General features: G+C 77.2%; 14 protein-coding genes. 5 read left to right on the top strand and 9 right to left on the bottom strand.

What is annotated here, in order from left to right; genetic code table 11:
• Positions 1–54 precede the first annotated feature (54 nt).
• The 3 genes from J3P29_RS13420 to J3P29_RS13410 form a co-directional block, all read right to left on the bottom strand.
• Positions 55–684, bottom strand: coding sequence for a rhomboid family intramembrane serine protease (locus J3P29_RS13420; RefSeq protein ID WP_210493987.1), 630 nt, complete (start codon positions 682–684; stop codon positions 55–57).
• Between the two features lie 43 nt (positions 685–727).
• Positions 728–1843, bottom strand: a complete 1116-nt coding sequence (locus tag J3P29_RS13415) for a carboxylate-amine ligase (protein WP_210493985.1) — start codon at positions 1841–1843, stop codon at positions 728–730.
• Between the two features lie 189 nt (positions 1844–2032).
• Positions 2033–3367 carry an RtcB family protein gene (locus J3P29_RS13410; protein WP_246851919.1) on the bottom strand — a complete coding sequence of 445 codons (1335 nt, stop codon included), beginning with the start codon at positions 3365–3367 and terminating at the stop codon, positions 2033–2035.
• A 277-nt stretch (positions 3368–3644) separates the two neighbouring features.
• Here J3P29_RS13410 and J3P29_RS20460 point away from each other — a divergent pair, with 277 nt between their 5' ends.
• Both J3P29_RS20460 and J3P29_RS13405 read left to right on the top strand, forming a co-directional pair.
• The gene (locus tag J3P29_RS20460; protein ID WP_282600093.1) at positions 3645–3767 is read left to right on the top strand and encodes a hypothetical protein; all 123 of its coding nucleotides are present in this window, start codon (positions 3645–3647) and stop codon (positions 3765–3767) included.
• Positions 3768–3780: 13 nt separating this feature from the next.
• Positions 3781–4872, top strand: coding sequence for a hypothetical protein (locus J3P29_RS13405; RefSeq protein WP_210493984.1), 1092 nt, complete (start codon positions 3781–3783; stop codon positions 4870–4872).
• Between the two features lie 67 nt (positions 4873–4939).
• Here J3P29_RS13405 and J3P29_RS13400 read toward each other — a convergent pair whose 3' ends face one another.
• The gene (locus J3P29_RS13400) at positions 4940–5353 is read right to left on the bottom strand and encodes a VOC family protein (protein ID WP_210493983.1); all 414 of its coding nucleotides are present in this window, start codon (positions 5351–5353) and stop codon (positions 4940–4942) included.
• A gap of 99 nt (positions 5354–5452) precedes the next feature.
• Between J3P29_RS13400 and J3P29_RS13395 the strand changes: the two genes are divergently transcribed.
• On the top strand, positions 5453–5935 hold the full coding sequence (locus J3P29_RS13395; protein ID WP_210493982.1) for a DUF4262 domain-containing protein: 483 nt from the start codon (positions 5453–5455) through the stop codon (positions 5933–5935).
• Here J3P29_RS13395 and J3P29_RS13390 read toward each other — a convergent pair.
• Together J3P29_RS13390 and ade are read right to left on the bottom strand one after the other, a co-directional pair.
• Positions 5914–6099: a hypothetical protein gene (locus J3P29_RS13390; RefSeq protein ID WP_210493981.1), complete on the bottom strand. Its 186-nt coding sequence runs from the start codon at positions 6097–6099 to the stop codon at positions 5914–5916. The genes J3P29_RS13395 and J3P29_RS13390 overlap by 22 nt on opposite strands.
• 66 nt (positions 6100–6165) lie before the next feature.
• A complete protein-coding gene (ade, locus tag J3P29_RS13385; RefSeq protein ID WP_210493979.1) occupies positions 6166–7932 on the bottom strand; it encodes an adenine deaminase in 1767 nt (588 codons plus the stop codon).
• 108 nt (positions 7933–8040) lie between these two features.
• Here ade and abc-f point away from each other — a divergent pair, with 108 nt between their 5' ends.
• A complete protein-coding gene (gene abc-f, locus J3P29_RS13380; RefSeq protein WP_210493978.1) occupies positions 8041–10071 on the top strand; it encodes a ribosomal protection-like ABC-F family protein in 2031 nt (676 codons plus the stop codon).
• Positions 10072–10094: 23 nt separating this feature from the next.
• Positions 10095–11114: a chorismate-binding protein gene (locus tag J3P29_RS13375; RefSeq protein ID WP_210493977.1), complete on the top strand. Its 1020-nt coding sequence runs from the start codon at positions 10095–10097 to the stop codon at positions 11112–11114.
• A gap of 216 nt (positions 11115–11330) precedes the next feature.
• Here the strand turns inward: J3P29_RS13375 and J3P29_RS13370 are convergent, their stop codons facing one another.
• From J3P29_RS13370 to J3P29_RS13360, 3 genes are all read right to left on the bottom strand, one after another.
• On the bottom strand, positions 11331–11657 hold the full coding sequence (locus J3P29_RS13370; RefSeq protein WP_210493976.1) for a hypothetical protein: 327 nt from the start codon (positions 11655–11657) through the stop codon (positions 11331–11333).
• On the bottom strand, positions 11654–12067 hold the full coding sequence (locus tag J3P29_RS13365; RefSeq protein WP_210493975.1) for a hypothetical protein: 414 nt from the start codon (positions 12065–12067) through the stop codon (positions 11654–11656). The genes J3P29_RS13370 and J3P29_RS13365 overlap by 4 nt, the downstream gene beginning before the upstream one ends.
• Positions 12068–13086: 1019 nt before the next feature.
• A complete protein-coding gene (locus J3P29_RS13360) occupies positions 13087–15402 on the bottom strand; it encodes a glycoside hydrolase family 31 protein (RefSeq protein ID WP_210493973.1) in 2316 nt (771 codons plus the stop codon).

Genomic DNA, 15402 nt, shown 5'->3' with positions numbered 1-15402 from the left:
AGCGCGTCGTCGTCCGTCGGGTCGCCCGGCGGACGACGGTCGGCGTCGCCGGGGCTACAGCGCGTCGAGCGGCGACCGGCGCGCGGGGGCGGCGGAGCCGCGGCGGCGCGGGTCGGTCGTCAGCACCCAGGCGGCCACGACGCCGCCGACGCCGCCGCACAGGTGGGCCTGCCAGGAGACGCCCTCCCGCGGCACGAGCGCCCACAGCAGCGCGCCGCCCCAGACGACCAGCACGGCGAAGCCGACGAGCAGCTCGAGGAGCTTGCGGCTGAACAGCCCGCGGGCCATCAGGTACGTCGCGTAGCCCATGACGATGCCGCTCGCGCCGACCGTGATGGTGTTGTCGGGGGCGATGAGCCAGGTGCCGACGCCGGCCACCAGGCCGACGATGAGCGTCACGAGCAGGACGCGGATCGCGCCGTTGAACGCGATGACCGCGCCGAGGACCAGGAACGGCACGGTGTTGCCCAGCAGGTGGCCGAAGCTGCCGTGCAGGAACGGGCTGAAGAGCACGCCGTCGAGGCCGTCGACCCGGCGGGGCACGATGCCGTAGGCGTCCAGGCGGTGGTCGGCCAGGGAGTCGACGATCTCGACGACCCACATCAGGACGGCCATCGCGCCGACGAGCAGGAACCCGTTCGCCCGCTCGCTGCGCTCCGGTCCGGCGTGCCCGCTCGTGCTCATGCCCCGGAACGATGGCGCATCCAGCGGCGGGGCGCCACGGGTCCTACCGCTGGACGGTCAGGTCGACCATCTCGCGCATGACCTCGGTCAGGTCCGAGTTGGCGTCGTAGACGAGCACCTGCCGGTCGCCGCCCGTGCCGCGCTCCAGGAGGTCCTCGATGCCGGCGAGCGCGTCGGCCGACCCCAGCTCCTCGGCGTGGGGGCGCAGGCGCTCCAGCAGGCGCCGCGCCAGGTCGCGCGTCGCCACGCGGTCGCTCGTCGGCAGGTCGACGAGCTCGCCGTCCAGGCCGTGGATGGCGGCCAGGTACTTGTTCTCGTCCAGGATCTGCCAGGGCACGTCGCCGAGCTGCTTGCCCTCGTCGTAGTGGGCCGCGAGCTCGTGGACCATCGCCTGGATGAGCGCCGCGAGCGCCAGGGTGTGCTCGACGCGCGTCTGCCCGTCGCAGACGCGGATCTCGACGGTGCCGAACGTCGGGTGGGGCCGGACGTCGTGCCAGACGTACGTCGGGTCGCTCATCACGCCCGAGCGCATCATGAACTCGACCTCGCGCTCGTAGCGGTCCCACGAGCCGTAGGCCGTCGGCACGCCCACGCGGGGGAAGGCGCGGAAGATCGAGGTGCGCGTCGACATCAGGCCGGTCCGGTCCCCGCGCCAGAACGGGGAGTTCGCGCTCAGCGCCAGCAGGATCGGCAGGTGCACCCGCATCCCGTCCGCGACGTGGATCGCCTGGTCCGGGTCGTCGACGCCGACGTGCACGTGCAGGCCGAACAGCAGCTCCTGCCGGGCGATGAACCGCAGCTCGCGGATCAGGTCGCGGTAGCGGTCGCGGGCCGCGATGCGCTGGTCCTCCCAGCGCGCGTACGGGTGGGTGCCGGCGGACGCGATCGCCAGGTCGTGCTCGGCGGCGCGCGCGGACACGTGGGCGCGCAGGGCGCGCAGCTGCTCGCCGGCCTCGACGGTGTTGGCGACCGGCGTCGTCGAGATCTCGAGGACCGACTCCATCAGCTCGGCCTTGACGTCGCCGACGGGCGCGTCGCCGAGCAGCCGCTCGATCGCGTTGACCAGGTCGTGGTCCTCGCGGTCGACGATCATCAGCTCCTCCTCGATGCCGATCGAGAAGGGGGTGCGCCCGGCGGCCGCGCGGAAGGCGTGCTCCATGGCCGGTGACCCTAATGAACGCCGCCGACGGCGGTGGACGTCGGCGCGGGCGCGGGCCGGTGCGGGCTGCGGGGCATGCAGGCACCGTGCCCGGGGCGCCGGGCGGGCAAACCGCGGGCGGCCGGACGGCTGCGGCCGGCGACGGGACCGCACGCGTCGCGGCGTGCGCTCCGTCCCCGGCGGCGCCCGTCAGTCCTTGTACGGGTCGACCGTGTCGGCCGGCGCCATCGCCACCCCGATCGGCGTGAGGCGGTGGAGCACCTCGACCGTGTCGGCGTGGGCGGCGAGCACGGCGTCCAGCCGCTTGTAGGCCGCCGGCGCCTCGTCCGCCGCGCCGCCGCGCAGCTCGACGCCCGTCCCCCGCAGCTCGGCCCGCACGGCCGCGAAGTCGATCGCGCCCTCGCGGATGCGGCCCCGGCGCTTGGCCATCTTCCCGTCCGGGTGGCGCGGGCAGAGCGTGAAGCGGCCGTTCGCGGCCCCCGCCCGCTCCCGGGCCTCGCGGAACTCGCGCGCCGGCACCCAGAAGTCGCAGTCGCGGGCCGTGCACTCCATCCGGGTGCCGATCCGCCCCGCGGCCTGCGTGCGCGACATGACGCGGCCCGCCCCGTGGACCGTGGACGCGAGCAGCGCGTCGGTGCCGGGGGCCTCCCGGCCGCGCAGGATCACGGACGGCTCGCCCATGGTGGCGCCGACGAAGCCCTCCTGGCCCGGGAACGCCGGGGTGCAGCCCTTGCGGACCACCCACGCGTCGACGCCGAGGTGCCGCTCCCGCCACGCGAAGTTGTGGTGGTTGTGCACCTCGTACGTCGCCGTGGCCCCGAGGATCTCGAGGACCTTGTCGACGACGACGTCCCGCCCGGCGTACGCGTACGCGCCGGCCAGCTCCATCGCCGCGACGTAGGACGCGCCGAGCTCGGAGTCCGCGCGCAGCAGGACCGGATCGGCGTCCATCTCGCCGTCCGGGGCGCGGTCGGTAAACCGCCCGCCCGCCGCCAGCGCGAGGAACCCCGAGGCGGTCTTGTGCCCGAACCCGCGGGAGCCGAAGTGCACGCCGACCCAGGCGAACCCGTCGTCGCCCGCGAACAGGTCGACGTAGTGGTTGCCCGCGCCGACCGTGCCGAGCTGCTTGCGCGCGCCGCTGACCAGGGACCGCTGCGGCGCGAAGTCCGCGTCGGCGATCGCGTCGAGCACCGGGTGGTCGACGGGCTCGTCGTTCTTGCGACCCATGCCGAACGAGATGCGGTCGAAGACCTCGTCCATCACCCGGGGCAGGTCGGCACACAGGTCGTCCGTCCGCACGTCGGTGCGCACGGCCTTGTTGCCGCAGCCGATGTCGTAGCCGACGCCGCTGGGGCTGATGTGGTCCGGGTACGCGACCGCGCCGCCGATGGGCTGAGAGTAGCCCACGTGGCCGTCGGCGCACAGGGCGCCCGCGACCGCGTCGCCCGCCCGGGCGCAGCGCTCGAGCTGCGCGACGGCGCGGTCGTCGACGTCGCCTCGCACGGTGATCGGGATCTCGCTCATGGGTCCAGCATGCCCGTGGGGCGCCGGCGGAGACGACACCCTGCGGACCCGGCGGCGGGCGCCGGAGGGTTCGAGTCCTCGGTGGTCGTTCGGCGGCCCGGCGCTGCGGGACCGGGGGCGGATGTGCGGCGGGTGGACGGCGGGAAGCGGGGCGTTCCTCGGCCCCGCGCGGGGACGTGGCGGCGTCCGGATCGGGGGCGACGGGAAGGACTCGAACCCGTCACTGAGGGCGCCAGGCGGTTGCGGGCGGCGCCCCCGACCGCTACGTTCCGCGGCGATGTTCGTGCCCGTTCCGACCCGGATGAGCTCCGCCGGCGCCCTCGCGGCGTTCCCGGTGCGGAAGCCCCTGGCGTCGTGGCAGCGGGCGCAGACCCCCGACGCGTTCCAGCACCGCCGCTAGCGGGAGTCCTCTCATGGCTTCCGCGTCCGTCGCGGGAGCCGCCAGCCGCTGCTCGACGTCCTCCGCGGACGTCGCCCGGCGCGCGTGGGACCGCGAGTCCATCATCGAGGCGATCCGCGAGTGGGTCGCCACCTACGACGAGCCGCCGCGCGCGGCCGACCTGAATCCGTCGTCCGCGCGCTGGTCCGGGCAGACGTGGCGCGTCGAGCGCTACCGCGCCGGCCGTGCCGACGGCTCGCCCTGGCCGTCCCTGAACGCCGTGAAGCGGCCGTTCGGCGGGTCGCTGGGCGCCGCCGTCCGTGCCGCGGGCTTCGTGCCCGGTCGGCCCGGTCCGCGTCGGCGCGAGGTCGTGCCCCCGCAGAGCGCCCGGCTGCAGATGACGCCGGACGTCCGCGTGGTGCTCGACGCCGCGCTGGCCGCCGCCCGCGACGCCGACCGGCGCGCCGACGCGCTCCGCGGCCGTCTGGACCGTGCGACGGCCCGCACCGCGACCCTGGTCGCGGAGCGCGACGCTGCGCGCCGGCGGTCGGCCGGCGCCGACGCGCGGGCGCGGGCGGCGGTCGAGGCCGCCGTGCGCCAGGCCGAGGGCGAGCTGGCGGAGCTGCGGGCGGCCGCGGCGGTCGCGGCGCGCGCGGTCGCGGACGCCCGGGGCGCCGCGACCGCCGCGGAGGCGCGGGCGGCGGAGAGGGCGCGCGAGGCCGCCGCGCTGCGTGCCGAGCGCGACGCCCTGCGGACCCGGCTCGACGAGGCGATCGCCGAGGCGGAGGCGCTGGCCGACGGCGCGCGCGACGCCGTCGCGCCGCCGGACGTGCTGCGGGACGCGCGGGCCGACGCGGCGGCGGCCCGCCGGGCGGCCGCGGCGGCGGAGGGCCGGGCGGCGGAGGCCGAGCGGGCCCTGCGCGAGCGCCGGACCGCGGAGGGACCGCCGGACCACGTGGTCGGTGCGCTGCGGGCCGGGGCCGCGTCCGGCCCCGCCGGGCCGGCGGCGCTCGGGGCCGCCGTCGCCGGGCTGGCGCGAGCCCGGCGGGCCGGAGCCGGTCCGGCGGTGCGCGCCGCGCTGTGGGACGTCGCCGTCGCGGCCGTCGCCTGGCGGGAGCGGATCTGACCGCCGCCCCAGGCCCCGGCCGCGGGACGCGGGCCGGGGGGGGGGGCGGCGTCCCCCCCCCGCCCGCTCAGGCGGCCAGCCCGTCGGCCCCCTCGTGGGCGCCCTTCCCGCGCTCGAAGAAGTCCCACACCTCGACGAGGTTCCCCGCCGGATCCCGCAGGTAGATCGAGCGGTCGCCGCCGTCGTGCTCGACGGGGCCCTCGACGTCGACGCCCAGCTCGTCCCGCAGGCGCGCGCAGATCGCGTCCAGGCGCCGCGGCGCCGCGGACATCGCGAAGTGCACGTGCCGGCCGCCCTCGTCGTCGAACTCCTTCTTGCCCGGCGTCCACAGCCCCAGCCGGGTGCGCTCGCCGAGCTTGAGCCAGATGCGGTCGTCGTCCCGAGAGAGCACCTCCAGGCCGAACGCCCGGGTGTAGAAGCGCTCGAGTCCCGCGAGGTCGTCCGTCTCGATCGTCAGCTCGACGACGTCGTTCACGTCCATGGCCCCACCGTGCCCGCGGCCGCGCGGGCCGAAACGACGGCGGGAGCGGCATGCGGCGCGGCGTCGCGCCGGCCGGGACGGTGGCGGATACTGCGGGCGATGCAGCCCTCCGCAGACCCCCCGCTCCCCGAGCCCGCCGACGACGTCGAGCGCCGGATCGCCGCGGACGTGCGCGAGCACGGCTGGCACGCGGTCCTCGTGCGCGCGGGCGACCACCCGGCGCCCGTCACCGGCCTGCCGCTGGCCTACACCGCCGGCCTGTGGCTGACGATGAACCACCCCGAGCTCGTGCTCGTCGGCGACTTCGCGCACGCCCACGCCATCCTGGCCGGGACCGTCGACGTCGTGCGGCGCGGCGGGCGCCTGCTGCCCGGCGCCGAGGTGGAGGGCGTCATCGAGGGCGCGCCGCTGCGGACGGTCGCGGTCGACGCCCGCCACCGCGACGGCCTGCTCGAGTACGCCCGCTGGACGCACAAGGGCCGCGGCTTCCAGGCCGTCCAGCTGCTCGTGCCCGACGGCGCGGGCCGCTGGCCCGGCGACGACGGGTACGCCGGCGTGCCTCAGCCGTCGCTCGTGCGCTGAGCGCCCGGCGCGTCGCCGTCGGCCCCGGCGCGCAGCAAGGCCACGATGTCGGGCGGCGGCTGCCGGCAGCCGCACGCCGCGGCGTGCTCGCGGTGCCAGTCCAGCCGCTGCGCCGGCGTCGCCGGCCGCGGCATCGGGTGCTGCGCGTGCCACTCGCGGTTCATGCCGTCAGCATCCCGCCGGCGCGGGCAGGCCGCATCGGGGAAACGCCGCGGGGCCGGGGTGGATCTCTACACCTCGACGACGAACGGGACCGGCTGCAGCGCCGCCGCGTCGACGAGGCCGCGGTCGGTGATCTTCAGGTCGGGGATCACCGACAGGCCCAGGAAGCTGAGCGCCATGAAGGGGGAGGGCAGGGTGACGCCGCGCGCGGCGAGCGCCTCGTCCAGGCGCTCCTGCTCCACGACGACGTCGCGCGCCGGACGGTCGGACAGCAGGCCCGCGACGGGGAGCGGCATCTCGGCGATCACGCGGCCCTCGTCGGCGACGACGAGGCCGCCGCCGAGCTCGCGGATCCGCTCGACGCAGACGAGCAGGTCCTCGTCACGGGTGCCGACGGCGATGACGTTGTGCGCGTCGTGCGAGATCGTCCCGGCGAAGGCGCCGGAGCGCAGGCCGAAGCCGGTCACGAGCCCGACGCAGGCGCGGCCCGTGGCGTGGTGACGCTCGAGGACGGCGATCTTCGCCAGGTCGCGCGCCGGGTCGGCGACGACCTGGCCGTCCCGCACCTGCGGCTCGACGTGGCGCTCGCTCGTCAGGAGCTGGTTGGGGATCGCGCCGATGACGCGGACGTGCGCGCCGGCGGGCGGGGCCGGCAGGGCGAGCGTGGCGGCGTCGACGGGGGCCAGGCGCACCGTGCCGCGCACCCACTCCGGGGTCGGGTTGGCGTTGCCGGGGAGCGGTGCCGCCGGCCACACGCCCTCGTCGTGCACCGGCGCGCCGGCCTCGGCGACGACGCGGCCGCCCTGGATCACCGTGGCGATCGCGACGGACTCCAGGTCGTCGAGCAGCAGCAGGTCGGCGGCCCAGCCGGGGGCGATCGCGCCGACCCGGTCCAGGCCGTGGCAGCGGGCGCCGTGCAGGGACGCGAGGAGCAGCGCGTCGATCGGGTCGACGCCCTCGGCGATCGCGATCCGCACCATCGCGTCGATGTGGCCCTCGCCGAGCAGGTCGCCGGGCTCGCGGTCGTCCGTGCAGAACGCGCAGTGCTCGGGGCCGTGCTCGCGCACGAGGGGCAGCAGGTCGCGCAGGTTGCGGGCGTTCGACGCCTCGCGCAGCAGCACCCAGGCGCCCTTGCGGCGCTTCTCGTACGCCTCCTCGAGCCTCGTCGCCTCGTGGTCGGTGGCGATGCCGGCGGCCAGGTAGGCGTCGAGCGGCGCGCCGGTGACGCCGGGGGCGTGGCCGTCCACGCGCGCCGCGTCGGCCACCAGCTCCAGGACGGAGAGGGCGTGCGCGTCGCCGTGCATGACGCCGGGCGCGTTCATCATCTCGCCGACGCCGCGCACCCGCGGGTGGGCGAGCAGGCCGCGCAGCGCGTCGGCGTCGAGGGCGCCGCGCGGGCTCTCCAGGTCGCTCGCGGGCACGGTCGACGGCAGCATCGCGTGGACGCCGAGCGGCAGGCCGTCGCAGGCGTCGAGCATCCAGCGCACGCCCTCGGTGCCGAGCACGCCGGCGATCTCGTGCGGGTCGACGACGATCGTCGTGGTGCCGCGGGGGACCAGGACGCGCGCCAGCTCGACCGGCAGCAGCTTCGAGGACTCGATGTGCATGTGCGCGTCGACGAAGCCGGGCACGAGGTGCCGCCCGGCCGCGTCGATCACCGGCGTGTCGTCGTCGACCTTCGGCGCGAACCCGGCGATCCGCCCGTCGGCGATCGCGACGTCGAGCTCCAGCCACTCCTTCGTGAACGACGAGAGCACCCGCGCGCCGCGGATCACCAGGTCGGGCGTCGCGTCTCCGCGGGCGACGGCGAGCAGGCGGTGCGTGGGGGAGGGCATCGCAGGGATGCTGGCAGGTCGCCGGGGGGCCGTCCGTGACCGGCCGCTCGCTGCGTGACCGACGCCGCCCCGTCCGCGAGCGCCGCCTCGTACCATGGGGGGTCGCCCATGGCCGTCCTCATCGCCTCCGACCTGAAGAAGGACATCAACGGCAACCCGTTGTGGAAGGGGCTGTCGTTCAAGCTCGAGCGGCGGGACCGCATGACGCTGTCCGGCCGCAACGGGGCGGGCAAGACGACGCTGCTGCGCATCCTCGCCGGGCAGACGAACCGCGACGGCGGCGAGCTCTCCTACGAGAAGGGCGCCCGCGTGATCCTGCACGACCAGCGTCCGCCCCGCGAGCAGGGGATCACGCTGCGCGAGTACGTCACGTCGGGTCGCCGGGACCTCGTCGAGCTCGAGGCGACGCTGCGCGAGCTGGAGCAGCGGATGGCCGACGGCGACATGGACGTCTTCGACCGCTACGCGAAGGCGCAGACCGAGCTCGAGGCGCTCGGCGGCTACCGCTGGCGCGACGAGGCGCTCGACATCGTCCGCGGCCTGGGCTTCGACGACGACGCGCTCGACCGCAACCTGGAGTCGTTCTCCGGCGGCCAGCTGACCCGCGCGTCGCTCGCCCGGGCGCTGTCGGCCAAGCCCGACCTGCTGCTCCTCGACGAGCCGACGAACCACCTGGACCTCGAGTCGCTCGAGTGGCTCGAGAAGACGCTCGTCACGTACGACTCGGCGATCGTCCTCGTCGCGCACGACCGCTGGTTCCTCGAGGCCGTCGGCACGTCGGTCCTGGAGATCGAGGCCGGGCGCGGGCGCTTCTTCAACGGCACCTGGCACCAGTGGCGCCGCGAGCAGGCGGCGCGCGAGATGGCCCTCGGCAAGGCGATCGCCAAGCAGGAGGCGCAGATCGCGCGGATGGAGGACTTCGTCCGCCGCTTCTCCGCGAAGGCGACGAAGGCGAAGCAGGCGCAGTCGCGCGTGAAGGCGCTCGACAAGATCGAGCGGATCACGCGCGACCCGACCGACAACCGGACGATGGGCTTCAGCTTCAAGAAGCCCGAGCGCGCCGGCCGGATCATCTTCGAGCTCGAGGACGGCCGCATCGAGGTGCCGCCGCCCACCCGCGTCACCGACCCGAACACGGGCGCCCAGTCGCTGATCCCGCACCCCGACGCGCGCGTGCTGCTCGAGCACGTCGAGCTGTGGCTCGAGCGGGGCGAGCACGTCAACCTGGTCGGCCCGAACGGCGTCGGCAAGACGACGCTGATCGAGACGCTCGCCGGCCGCCGGCCGCTCGCCCACGGCACGATCCGGACGGGCCACAACGTGCAGGTCGGCTACCTGTCGCAGCACGGCGAGGAGCTGCACTTCCCCGGCGCCCGGACCGTCATCGAGGCGTGCGTCAAGGCGACGGGGCTCAAGCCGAACGAGGCCCGCTCGCTGCTCGGCAAGTTCCTGTTCTCGGGCGAGGACGCCGAGAAGGAGCTCGAGGGCCTGTCCGGCGGCGAGCACAAGCGCCTGGGGCTGGCCGTCCTCGTGGCGTCCGGCGCGAACGTCCTGATCCTGGACGAGCCGACGAACCACCTGGACATCGAGTCGCGCGAGGCGCTCGAGGACGCGCTGAAGGACTACCCCGGCTCGATGATCATGATCAGCCACGACCGCGCGCTGCTCGAGGCGATCGGGTCGCGCACCGTGGCGGTCGAGGACGGCGAGCTGCGCAGCTTCCTCGGCGGCTGGCAGGAGTACGTCGAGGAGCGCGAGGAGCGCAAGGCCGCCGAGCGCGCCGCGAAGGAGGCGGGCAAGGCCGCCGACCGTGCCGCGGCGGCCGGCGGCACGGCGAAGACGGCGGGCGGCGGCGCGCGGGCGGCGGCGCCGGCCGCGAAGGCCGCGCCGTCCGGCGGCGGCACCGCCACGAAGGCGAAGCCCGGGCCGGCGCTGTCGAAGAACCGCCTGCGCGAGATCGAGAAGGCCGAGGCGAAGGTCGAGCGCGCCGAGGAGGAGCTGGCGGCGCTCGAGGAGGAGCTCGCCGGCGCCGAGGCGTGGGCCACGCCGGAGTCCACGGAGCGCAACACCGCGCGGCACGAGGCGGCGAAGGCGAAGGTCGCCCAGCTGTACGAGCGCCTCGAACAGCTCGCGGGCTGAGCGGCGCCGCGTCCCCGGCGGGCATGGGCGATCATGGCGGCGTGCCGCTCGTCGCCCGCGCCGTCCTCGGCGGTCAGCTCGCGACGGGCCTGCTCGAGGTCACCGACGACCCGGGCGCCCTGGACCGCGGCGGGCGGTGGGCCGTCGTCGTCGGCTTCGACGGCCGGCTGACCGCGGCGCGCTTCGCGGACTGGCGGCCGTACGGGCCGGCCGCGCCGTCGGCCCCGTGGACGCCGGTCCCGCGGGGCGCCTGGCGCAGCAGCCTGGACGCCGCGGCGTTCCGCGCGGGCGTGCGCGAGATCCGCGCCCGGATCGCGGCCGGCGACGTCTACCAGGTGAACCTGTGCCGGGTGCTCGAGGCGGAGCTGCCGGACGGCGCGACGCTGACCGGGCTGCACGAGCGGCTGGCCGCGCGGCACCCCGCGCCGCACGCCGCCCACGTGCTGCTGCCCGGGCACGACGTCGACGTGGCGTGCGCGTCGCCCGAGCTCTTCCTCGCGCGCGCGGGCGAGCACCTCGTGTCGCGGCCGATCAAGGGCACGGCGGCGACCCGGGACGGCTTCCTGCCGAAGGACCGGGCCGAGAACGTCATGATCGTCGACCTCGTGCGCAACGACCTGGGCCGCGTCTGCCGCCCCGGGACGGTTCGCGCGCCCGAGGTCTGCGGCGTGGAGGAGCATCCGGGCCTGGCGCACCTGGTCTCGACCGTCGAGGGCGACCTGCGGCCCGGCGTCGGCTGGGGCGAGATCCTGGCGGCGAGCTTCCCGCCCGGGTCGGTCGTCGGCGCGCCGAAGCTGGCCGCGCTCGCCGTCATCGCGGCGCTCGAGCCCGCGGACCGCGGCCCGTACTGCGGCGCGATCGGCTGGGTCGACGCCGACGCCGGCCGCGCCGAGCTGGCCGTCGGCATCCGCACGTTCTGGCGCACCGGACGCACCCTGCGCTTCGGCACCGGCGGCGGGATCACCTGGGACAGCGACCCCGACGGGGAGTGGCGCGAGACCGAGCTGAAGGCCGCGCGGCTGCTGGCGGTCGCCGCGGGGTAGGCGCCCGGGCCGCACCGTGGCCGCACGGACTGCGGCCACGCGGCCACCGGCGGCCGGGCGGCGCGGCGCCCGAGTGACCGCGGCGGCGCGTCGCCGTGGGCGGGCGCCCGCCGCGCTGGGGACCGAGGGAACGTCTAGTGGCCGCGGCGGCGGGTCGCCGTCGGCGGACGCCCGCCGTGCCGGGGACGCCCGCCGTGCCGGGGACCGAGGGAACGTCTAGTGGCCGCGGCGGCGCGTCGCCGTCGGCGGACGCCCGCCCCGGCGGGGACGGCGCGGCTCCGGGCGGTTGCCGGGGCGGGTCCGCCCCTGGGCGTCGCACGGCGGGGGCGGGGTGCGGCGCAGCGCGGCCTCGACCAGGGTCAGCCACGCCACGAGGCCCACGAAGAGCAGCGCGGTGGCGGCGAAGAGCACGGCGAGCCCGGTCGACCCGGACACCGCGACGACGGACGCCAGGACGACCAGGACGACCGGCAGGATGCCGCGGACCGCAACCGCCAGCCGCCGGCGCGTGCGCGTGCGGCGCGAGGGCGCGGGTCCGCTCATCGGCGGGTCCTCCGGCGGCCGCTGCCGGTCGGCCGGCCCCGGCGGTGCGGGTCGCGCGGGCCGTCGGACGGCGGGGCGGGCTCGTCCGGCCAGCGGCCCTCGCGGGCGTAGCGCTCGCGCGCGTCCTCCTCGACGTCGCGGTCGCGCTGGCTGCTCATGGCGATCCGGATCCACAGGTCGGCCAGGACGGTGAAGGCCGCGACGAGCGCGAACAGGATCGCGAGCTCGCCGACCCCGACGACGAGCGCGACGACGGCGGCCACGAGGAACGCCGCCGGCAGGATCCGTCGCACGAAGCGGCGTCCGCGGCGGTCGGCCCGCGCACGGTCGGCGGGCGGCGCGGCCCGGGACGCGGGCGCGGCGTCGTCGGCCGGGCGGCGGGACGGGCGGGATGGGGAGGGAGCGACCACGAGGAGCGAGAGGGTAGGCAGGGCCGGCACCCTGCTGATACCCGCCGGCCGGCCGGCCCACGCGCGGCCGGGGCGGACCGGACCGACGTTCGGGCGGAGGCGGCGCCGGGCCGTGGCCCGCACCGGGGGAGGAGGAGGGGAGAGGAGGCGTGGCGGCGGCGTGCGAGTGGAGGGCACGCGGCCGGGACGGCGGGCGGTGCGTCGGCCGGTGGAGGAGCGGTCCGACGACCGCTGCCGCGGGTCGCTGGCGCTGGCGCGGCGGAACGGGGGACGCGCGAGGCGGGACGTGGGTGTTCGTGCGGCGGGAGGCAGGCGCTCGCGAGGCGGCCTGCGGGGGCGAAACGAAGGAGGCGGAGCGGGAGACGCGTGAGGCGGAACGGGGGACGCGTGAGGCGGAACGCGCGGCCAGGTGAGCGGAAGGTGGGGCCAGGTGAGGCGGAACGCGGGGTCAGGTGAGGCGGAAGGTGGGACACATGAGGCGGAAGGCGGAGCTAGGTGAGGCGGGATGCGCTGGCGAGGCGGATTCGTGCGCCCATGTGGCCCCTGTCCGCCTCACCAGCGAGATCGGCCTCGCCGCGGCGAGAACCCGCCTCGCCTCTGGCGGCGGTGGGTCTGGGGCGCGCGGGGATCCGCCTCACCGGCGTGCTCCGGACTCCCGCCCCGTTCGCTGTGACCCGTCCGACGATCCACGTCCCCCCGCTCGCTCCTGCCGGCGTCGCGCCGCGCACTGCGCAGGGTCGCGCGCGCCGCGTCCTCCTCCGGCTCCCGCACGGCGGCCCGCCCGCGCCCCGGTCCACCCGCGCCCTGGTCCCGAGGCCCCGGCGGCCCGCTCGCGCCCCGGTCCACCGGCGCCCTGGTCCCGGCGCTCCGGCGGCCCGCTCGCGCCCCGGCCCGCCTGCGCCCGGCGGCCCGCTCGCGCCCCGGCCGCGTCCGCGCCCCGGCCCGCCTGCGCCCGGCGGCCCGCTCGCGCCCCGGCCGCGCCCGCGCCCCGGCGCCCCGGCCGCCCGCCACCCCGGCCCTCAGGCCCCGACGCGACGCCCCATCACGTCCCGCCCCTCCGGCAGGATCCAGCCGTCGCGCGTCCAGCGCACCGGGACCCCGTCGGGCAGGTGCGCGAGCGCCCGCCCGGCCCGCGGCGTGCCCCAGAGCGTCGCGACGTACGGGCGCTCCGCGTCCGGCGTGGTCCCGAGCCCGCGGGCCACGTGCTCGGCGGGGTGGGTGACGACGATCACGCCGTCGCGCACCCACACGGGGATGCGGTCGAGCGGCGCCTCGACGTCGACGGTCCGGCCGCCGGCGACCGTGCGGCCGGACCACGTCTCGACCCAGCGGCCGCGCGGCAGGGGCACCGACCGCCGGGTCGCGCCCTCGTCGACGACCGGCGCCACGAGCAGCGACGGGCCGAAGCCGAACGCGTCCGGGACGGACCAGAGCGCGTCGTCGGCCGGGTCGAGCAGGCTGAGCGGCCGCACGATCGGCAGGCCGGTCCGCGCGGCGGTGCGGGCGGCGGCGCGCAGGTACGGCGTGAGCATCTCGTGCAGCAGGACGGCGCCGCGGAAGCGCTCGAGCGTCGCGTGGTCGTACGTCCACGGCTCCTGCTCCAGGCGCGCGTGGGCCTGCATGAGCGGCGTGAACGCCCCCAGCTGCGCCCAACGCACGAGCAGCTCGCCGCTGGCCCGGCGCACGCCCGCGTTCCCCAGGTAGCCGCCGACGTCGTGCGACCAGTTCGAGATCCCGGAGTGGGCGGCGGACACCGTCGCGGCGAGCAGCACCCGCAGCGACCAGAAGTCCGACGCCTGGTCCCCGGCCCACAGCATCCCCGTCGCCTGCTGGCCCGTCCAGCCCGAGCGGCCGAAGAGGACCCCGTCGCCGGGGTGGACCCGCTCGAGCGCGCGGCGCATGGAGCGGCGGTAGTCGTCGCCCCACCGCCAGGCGCGCGTCGCGCCGGTCGAGCCGTCGGCGAAGCGCACGTCCTCGGGCAGGTAGTAGCCCTCGCCGTCGTCGGCCTTGATGCCCTGCACCCCCAGGCGCAGGGCCGCCTCGGCCTGCGCGCGCCACCAGCCCTCGCCGGGCCCCGTGAAGTCGATCGGCGACCCGCGGCCCATCCACCACTGCGCCACGTACGGCGCGGCGTGCGGGGCGGGCGGGGCGCCGCACGCCGGCGCGGCGGCCGCGGCGTGCTCGGGGGCCTCGGCCGCCGGGGGCCGCACGTACGCGCCGACGTCCACGCCCTCCGCGTACGTCTCGGCCGGGCGCCGGTGCAGCCGGATCGACGCCGGGTCGGGCGGCGTCTGACCGCCCGTCGAGTCGACGTTGACCCACGGCGTCACCCACACGACGGTCCGCACGCCGTCGGCGCGCAGCCGCGCGACCATCCCGGCGAAGTCGGGGAACTGGTGCGGGTTCGGGCGCCAGGTGTTGTAGTTCGTCTCCCACGGCGAGTCCAGGACGACCGCGTCGACGGGGATGCCGTGCCAGCGGCAGCCGTGCACGTCCTCCTCGACCTCGTCCTGGTGGCGGTGCACGTCGCGCGACTTCCAGAAGCCGTAGCCCCAGGCCGGCAGCAGCGCGGGACGCCCGGTGGCGCGGGAGAAGGCCAGCAGCCGTGCCGCCGGCCGCGGGTGGACGTGCAGCCGCAGCCGCAGCGGCCCGGCGACCGTGCGGACGCTCGGCGCGACGCGCCCGCCGTCCAGGTCGAACCGGGTCCCGTTGCCGGCGGTGTCCAGCCACGCCGCCCAGCCCGCGTCGGACTGCAGGAACGGGACGGGGGCGTAGTCGCCCTGCGGGATGCCGCCGAGCGCCGCCATCTCGGGCGCGCAGCCCGGCCCCAGGTACCGCCGGTCCGCGCCGAGCTGGATCGCCCGGCCCGCGTGGTCCACCGACGGGTGGTGGCGCGCGCCGAGCCCGGCCAGCCGGGGGCCGCGCACCGGCCACGAGACGCCGACGCGGAGCGGCGCCGGCACCGCGTCGTCGGCGGCGGGGAGGACGTCGACTTGCACGACGTCCGGTGCGGGCAGCGCGACGCGCAGCGTGCCCGAGCGACCCGACGCGAAGCGGAGCGCGAACGTGCGGCCGGCGTCGCGGCCCCCGGGCAGCGGCCGCGCGGCCGCGACGGGATCCGGGTCGGCCAGCTCCTCGCGGGCGACCACGCCCTCCGTCACCCGCACGAAGCGGTCGTCGACGCGGCCGTCCCGCGCCCACGGCCGCAGGTCGGCGACGACCGGCCGGCCGTCGCGACGGACCGCGATCCGCAGCGGCTCGAGCGCGACCGTCACCTCGACGCGGCCGCGTCGCAGGACGACGGGCAGCGACGCGGAGGGCGCGAGCGAAGGCAC

It is taken from the genome of Patulibacter sp. SYSU D01012, from assembly GCF_017916475.1.
Taxonomy (GTDB): domain Bacteria; phylum Actinomycetota; class Thermoleophilia; order Solirubrobacterales; family Solirubrobacteraceae; genus Patulibacter.
Note: the sequence above shows the minus strand (reverse complement) of the source record. Positions and strands in the feature narration are given on the sequence as shown.

Bases quoted from the DNA above. Each gene is read 5' to 3' on its own strand.
- J3P29_RS13405 (WP_210493984.1), top strand. From the start codon at position 3,781: ATGGCTTCCGCGTCCGTCGCGGGAGCCGCCAGCCGCTGCTCGACGTCC.
- ade (WP_210493979.1), bottom strand. From the start codon at position 7,932: ATGCCCTCCCCCACGCACCGCCTGCTCGCCGTCGCCCGCGGAGACGCG.
- abc-f (WP_210493978.1), top strand. From the start codon at position 8,041: ATGGCCGTCCTCATCGCCTCCGACCTGAAGAAGGACATCAACGGCAAC.
- J3P29_RS13420 (WP_210493987.1), bottom strand. From the start codon at position 684: ATGAGCACGAGCGGGCACGCCGGACCGGAGCGCAGCGAGCGGGCGAAC.
- J3P29_RS13370 (WP_210493976.1), bottom strand. From the start codon at position 11,657: ATGAGCGGACCCGCGCCCTCGCGCCGCACGCGCACGCGCCGGCGGCTG.
- J3P29_RS20460 (WP_282600093.1), top strand. From the start codon at position 3,645: ATGTTCGTGCCCGTTCCGACCCGGATGAGCTCCGCCGGCGCCCTCGCG.
- J3P29_RS13400 (WP_210493983.1), bottom strand. From the start codon at position 5,353: ATGGACGTGAACGACGTCGTCGAGCTGACGATCGAGACGGACGACCTC.
- J3P29_RS13410 (WP_246851919.1), bottom strand. From the start codon at position 3,367: ATGAGCGAGATCCCGATCACCGTGCGAGGCGACGTCGACGACCGCGCC.
- J3P29_RS13375 (WP_210493977.1), top strand. From the start codon at position 10,095: ATGGGCGATCATGGCGGCGTGCCGCTCGTCGCCCGCGCCGTCCTCGGC.
- J3P29_RS13395 (WP_210493982.1), top strand. From the start codon at position 5,453: ATGCAGCCCTCCGCAGACCCCCCGCTCCCCGAGCCCGCCGACGACGTC.
- J3P29_RS13415 (WP_210493985.1), bottom strand. From the start codon at position 1,843: ATGGAGCACGCCTTCCGCGCGGCCGCCGGGCGCACCCCCTTCTCGATC.
- J3P29_RS13390 (WP_210493981.1), bottom strand. From the start codon at position 6,099: ATGAACCGCGAGTGGCACGCGCAGCACCCGATGCCGCGGCCGGCGACG.